The 5397-nt window shown below is 51.8% G+C and carries 5 protein-coding genes and 1 pseudogene; 5 read left to right on the forward strand and 1 reads right to left on the reverse strand.

What is annotated here, in order from left to right:
- Positions 1-200 precede the first annotated feature (200 nt).
- Together P1S59_14130 and P1S59_14135 are read left to right on the forward strand one after the other, a co-directional pair.
- Complete coding sequence (locus P1S59_14130) at positions 201-548, forward strand: DUF1622 domain-containing protein (GenBank protein MDF1527369.1); 348 nt, start codon at positions 201-203, stop codon at positions 546-548.
- A 192-nt stretch (positions 549-740) separates the two neighbouring features.
- A complete protein-coding gene (locus P1S59_14135) occupies positions 741-1127 on the forward strand; it encodes a hypothetical protein (protein MDF1527370.1) in 387 nt (128 codons plus the stop codon).
- 639 nt (positions 1128-1766) lie between these two features.
- Here P1S59_14135 and P1S59_14140 read toward each other — a convergent pair.
- Positions 1767-2321 (reverse strand): annotated as a pseudogene (locus P1S59_14140) (LysE family transporter).
- A 253-nt stretch (positions 2322-2574) separates the two neighbouring features.
- Between P1S59_14140 and P1S59_14145 the strand changes: the two are divergent.
- The 3 genes from P1S59_14145 (at position 2575) to P1S59_14155 (ending at position 5351) form a co-directional block, all read left to right on the forward strand.
- Positions 2575-3282 (forward strand): response regulator, encoded by a 708-nt coding sequence (locus tag P1S59_14145; protein MDF1527371.1) that lies wholly within the window; start codon positions 2575-2577, stop codon positions 3280-3282.
- A gap of 282 nt (positions 3283-3564) precedes the next feature.
- On the forward strand, positions 3565-4119 hold the full coding sequence (locus P1S59_14150) for an SH3 domain-containing protein (protein ID MDF1527372.1): 555 nt from the start codon (positions 3565-3567) through the stop codon (positions 4117-4119).
- Positions 4120-4442: 323 nt separating this feature from the next.
- On the forward strand, positions 4443-5351 hold the full coding sequence (locus P1S59_14155; GenBank protein MDF1527373.1) for an FAD-binding protein: 909 nt from the start codon (positions 4443-4445) through the stop codon (positions 5349-5351).
- The last annotated feature ends 46 nt before the right edge of the window (positions 5352-5397 follow it).

The following is a 5397-nucleotide window of genomic DNA, read 5'->3' on the forward strand; positions in this document are numbered from 1 at the left end:
AGCACCTGACGGCAACTAGACCGGTTCATCGGACCCAAAACGAAAAAACAGCCTCTCAGACACTTCGACCGGAGGCCAGCCAAAACCAATCTCGGATTTCGGGGGTTCACAGTTCACTTTTCACCGCCATTTCCTTTCTGCTATAATATTCGGCAATCGCTACCTGCGCTTTCCCTTTTACCTGCAAGGAGGGACCTGGAATGGATCTGCTGCACAGGATTATCGAGGTTGTGAGCTTCTGCATCAGCCTGATCGGCGTGCTGGTCGTCCTCTGGGGAACTGTGGAAACTGTCTTCAGATTCCTAAAGGATAAACTTGGGGGCGTCGGAACAAGTATCGCTATGGATGCCAGCATGCGCCAGGAACTCAGCGCCCATCTGCTGCTGGGGCTTGAGATATTCATCGCAGCCGATATTATCAGCTCGGTATCCAGTCCCACCTGGGAGAAGGTTGGTATTCTGGGTGCAGTGGTGGGCATCCGGACAGTTCTCAGTTATTTCCTCACAATAGAGATGGAAAAGGAAAAGTCCATTACTCGTGACTCGTGACTGGTTTACTTCCATGGCTCTGAATTTGTGATTCGTGATCGGATTGTTGAATATGAATCTGCCCATTCACTCTCAACTCACTCACCCATTTACCTGCTATTCCCACTAGTGCTCACCCTTTCAGGCATTTCTTTCTCCCTATTTCATCTGCTATAATTTTCCAACATGACTGCTCAAGGGGGGGGTGGTATCGTGACTCATTTTTTACAGGCACTGGAAGGGTTGCTGCCTGCCCATCTGCACGATCTCCTTGCATGTGAGTTCCTCCCATGGAGCCATATCCTGGAACACTACAGTGATATGTCCGGCCCTCCCCTGACAGCCCTTTTTGATGCCTATCAAAGTCTCCACAGTCATCTCGATTTCAAAGCACTTTCATCCCAGAATCTGCCTGAGGATTCCTGGGGATGCATGAGGTGTGGTTTCTGCTGCACATCCAGGCGCCCCGGCCCGGTCACAGCCGCCACTTACCGGCACTGGGAAAAAGTGGGAGCTCCGGTAGCGTTATTCTACAAAACCCGGGCAAGGAGAAAAAAGAACCCTGTTTACATATGCTGTTTACATATGCTGTTTTCATAACGGTATCCGTCTCAGGGTATGCCCCTTTCTGTTTATCAACCGGAACGATTCCTGGACGTTCTGCTCTATTTACCACATGGGGGACGAATACCGACCCTCGGTGTGCTCAGGCTACATTCCCAGGCACGCGACCTGCACTAACAATGACCTCCACATTCCACCTTGAGAAAGCTGCTGAGGGTACAGAAGGAAAGGACTGACGACTTACCGACTTGGGGACTGAGCGACTTGGCGAAAGGGTAAAATCTAGAACCAAAAAACAGCCATATCTGTAAAAGTGATGGTTTTTAAACGCAGAGTGTGCGAAGGGACGGAAAAGAAAGTTTCAATCTGGGGAACGCATGGTTGCTACAAAAGCGATAAGGGCTGTCTCTCGCAGAGGCGCAGAGGTCGCAGGGAAATGCATAATACTTTTTAGATTTAACCCAGATCCGTTTAGATTTTAACTGCGCTCCCTGCGTCTCTAGTGAGTTACGCCTTTGGCGTGACGAACGAGCGCGAGAAAGGTTTTTTTGAGTTTTGATTTGAGATCTGAGATTACCACGGATCACGGATCACGGATTATACCAACACATCCAGTACCAGCTTGAGTGCGATCCCCCACATCGTCAGGCAGATGATCACATTGACCACCCGTTAGGCCGCTGGTCGTGTGAGAGCAGGAGCCAGAATTTGCCCGGCGAAAGCCAGTGAGTAGAACCATATTACAGAGGCGGTTGAAGCACCCAGGGCAAATAAAAAGCGGCCACTCCCTGCGAATTTCCCGCTGATGCTCCCCATGAGTACAACTGTATCCAGGTAGACGTGGGGGTTGAAAAGGCTCACAGCAAGGGTGGTGAAGGCAACCGTCCGCAGGGAAGGGCGTCCTGCTGACACAAACCCTCCGGAAGCATCCACCTCCGTCACCTCCCCCCTCACAGCCGACCGAAGGGTGCTCAACCCGTAGAGGAACAAAAAGGCAGCCCCACCCCAAAGGGCTATTTTGAGGAGACCAGGGTTAGCCTGCATCCAGCTCCCCACCCCTGCTACTCCCAAGGCGATCAGGGATATGTCGATGATGGCACATAGACTCGCCGAGGCCAGATGATGGTTACGACTGATGCCGAGGGACAGAACATAGGCGTTCTGTGCACCGATGGCTATGATGAGGCTTCCGCCCAACAGGAAACCTTCGACGTATGGTGCCGGCATCATTGAAAAATCACTCCCTTTCGGTAAATGGAAGATCGCGCTGACAGAAAATAACTGAAATAACCACCCTGAGGAAGGACCACGTCTTTCTGAGATGTTCTTTCTGAGATTTGAGATATGAGATTTGAGATCCCTGCCTGCTCATCCTTCCTCCTATCTCCTTCACTTTCCACTCCCGCCAGCAGGCGAACGTCCTTTTTTGGCAGCAACTTTGCACTGTTTCTCTTTGAGCGATGAATTCTGAAAGGAGGGAAAGATGAAAGGGGCCCTGGTGGTAGAGTCCTCAGATGTGGACAGGGAGTACCTGGCAAGGATAATCGAGGGGTTGGGGCACCAGCTGTTCTCCGCAAAGAGTGGCGAAGAGGCCCTCCACTTTATGAATGAGAGTCTTCCCAACACTGTCATTATGGGGGAACGTATCCCGGAATACGATCCCATGGAACTGGGACGTACCATCAAGGAAGACCGGATCCTGTCGAGTCCTCCCATGCTCCTTATGACCTCCAATCCCGATCATCTCTTCCACGAACGGGCCAGACAGGCAGGGTTCAATGAGATCGTGCAGCGGCCCATGTCCATACGCAAATTTTTTACCAGCCTTGAGCTTTGCCTTTCCAGCAACCGCCGGCTGTGCATTCGCGCACCCATGTCCTTTTCCGTTCTGGTAAAGCAAGGGTTCGACAAGCTTTCCATGATGACCCACAACTTCGGTGAGGGAGGCATGTTCATCCCGACTGCAGATCCCTTCCCTGGAAAAACCGAGATGGACGTTGAGTTTAAACTGCCGGGACTGCGCAACGAGTTCAGTTTCCGGAGCCAGGTTGTTCACGCTCAAAATAGGGACACCGACGAGGTGCCAGCCGGGATGGGGCTCAAGTTTATTAACATAAAGCCAGCCATTGAAACGGTCTTCAGTATTTACATGGAAAACTTTCTGGTCAAGCGGATGGCCATGACTGCCTGACATCCAGGAGTCCTGCATTTATTCTGTTTTTGCTGCACACAGGTATGGGCAGGTGCCCACATTACTGTGCAGAAAACAAAGTGAACTGACGAAGGGAAAAAGGGAAAGGAGAAAGGTTAAAGTAACCATAAACGTATTCCTATCTCTTATCTCTTATCCCTATTTCTACCCCTATTTCTATTTCTACTTCTACTTCTACTCGCCTTTCCCCCGTTCTCACGGATGCAAAGTGATCAAACATCAGGTATTGTTTGTATAAATATCTACTTACAGGAGGGGATCATGGGCGATGAGACCATCAACCAGAAAAAGGAGGTCGTTCAGGGAGCCAAGGCTTTGGGTTCCCTCGGCCAGAAGTATGTAAAAGGCAGCAGGGACCGGCTTCTGGCTCCTGTTGCTCACCTGACGACCCTGGGTCGCTCCGTCGCTGGAGCAGCAGCCGCAATTGCTTTTTTGAGCGTTGGATTGATCCTTTTCAACGCTTCAAGTGTAGAAGTTGTGGCCGATAAAATAGCGGTCATTGACAGCCAGACAGTCAACATCCGCAAGTCACCCACCACCAAAGCCAAAGTACTGACCCAGGCACACAACGGCGACAGTTTCGAAATTCTGGAATCAGGGGAGAAATGGACGAACATCCGCTCCGAAGGTGGCCAGCAGGCAGGGTGGGTCGCCAACTCCCTGATCCGGACGAGGACCAGCAAAACCTTTGTATACCGCTACGACATGAAAGGATACCTCCTTTTCTTTTTGGGCGCTATCACGGCCTTCGTCCTTGCTTTGCGATTCGGAAAGAGGGGAGAGAGGGAAAGGGGAAGCTGGAAAGTGGGGAAATGAATTAAGCATTTCGAATTGTTAGGGGAAGCGTAAGTGAAATATGAATAGTGAACCCAAATTCACCTGTTCGTTCACCCTTCATTGCTCACTGCCCCGCCCCTCGCTCTTCCTCACCTTTGGACTTCCTGTCCACCATCTTGTCCGCCGTAGCCTTGTGCGAAGGTGGAAGCTCATTGAGCGACGGTGGATGGACATTGGACTTTGGACTGCCCTTAACGCCCTACTCCTGGCTCCTGCTCTTAACGCCCTTCGACCCCCTGTTTGCTCCCCACTGGCAATAGGTTATTATGTGCCGACAAGATATGGCTGAAAGGGGCTGTTAAATGGAATACTGGCATCAAACCTTTGACGTCATCGTTATAGGAAGCGGATTTGCGGGACTTTCTGCCGCCATAGAGGCCCGAGAATCTGGCGCTTCCGTCATCGTCCTGGATCCGAAGGGCAATGTGGCCGGCGTTCGCATGCTCGACGGCCACGGCTACCGGTATCCGACCAGGGGAACCGACTTGTCCATTAAGGCTAACAGAGCGGTAGTCCTTTCCACCGGAGGTTTTGGAAGCGACATCCCCTTCCGCACTTCCCAGGACCCCCGACTGACAGAGAAAATAGACACCACCAACAAACCGTTTGCCACTGCCGAAGCACTTAAAGAAACGCTCAGGATCGGTGCCACTCCCGTTCACCTGTCACACATACAGCTCGGTCCGTGGGCCTCCCCCGATGAGAAAGGTTTCGGCGTAGGGCCAGTCTTTTCCGACTATGTCGTATTCTTATATGGGATCGTCGTGGACCCGGCGACGGGGAAGCGCTTTATTAATGAACTGTCCGACAGGAAGACTCTTTCAGACGCCCTCTTCAGGATCGGGCACCCCTGCATCGGCATCGCCGATTCGGGGGCTGTCGAATCCCGGGGGTGGGACCTTGGCCCAGGTCTGAAAAAGGGTGTGATTAAAAAGTTCGATAGTATGGAAGACCTGGCCGCTGCTTACGGGGTTCCGGCCCATGAACTCAAAGCCACCGTTGATCGCTACAATAGCCACGTTGAGGATGGTACCGACAGGGAGTTCGGGAGGGAGGTCCTTCCCGATGCCTCCCCCATCGCGCAACCGCCTTTTTTCGGGATGCGCTTGTGGCCCAAGGTTCACTTCACCATGGGGGGTCCAGATCAATATCAGGGGTCAGGTCATAACGGGTTGTTGCTCAAATGCTTGGTTTTATTGGGTTCAGGGTAGCTGTTATGGTAATATACAGGCAACCTTTTTATGGAGGTTTTGCCTA

Source organism: bacterium, from assembly GCA_029210965.1.
Lineage (GTDB): Bacteria > BMS3Abin14 > BMS3Abin14 > BMS3Abin14 > BMS3Abin14 > JALHUC01.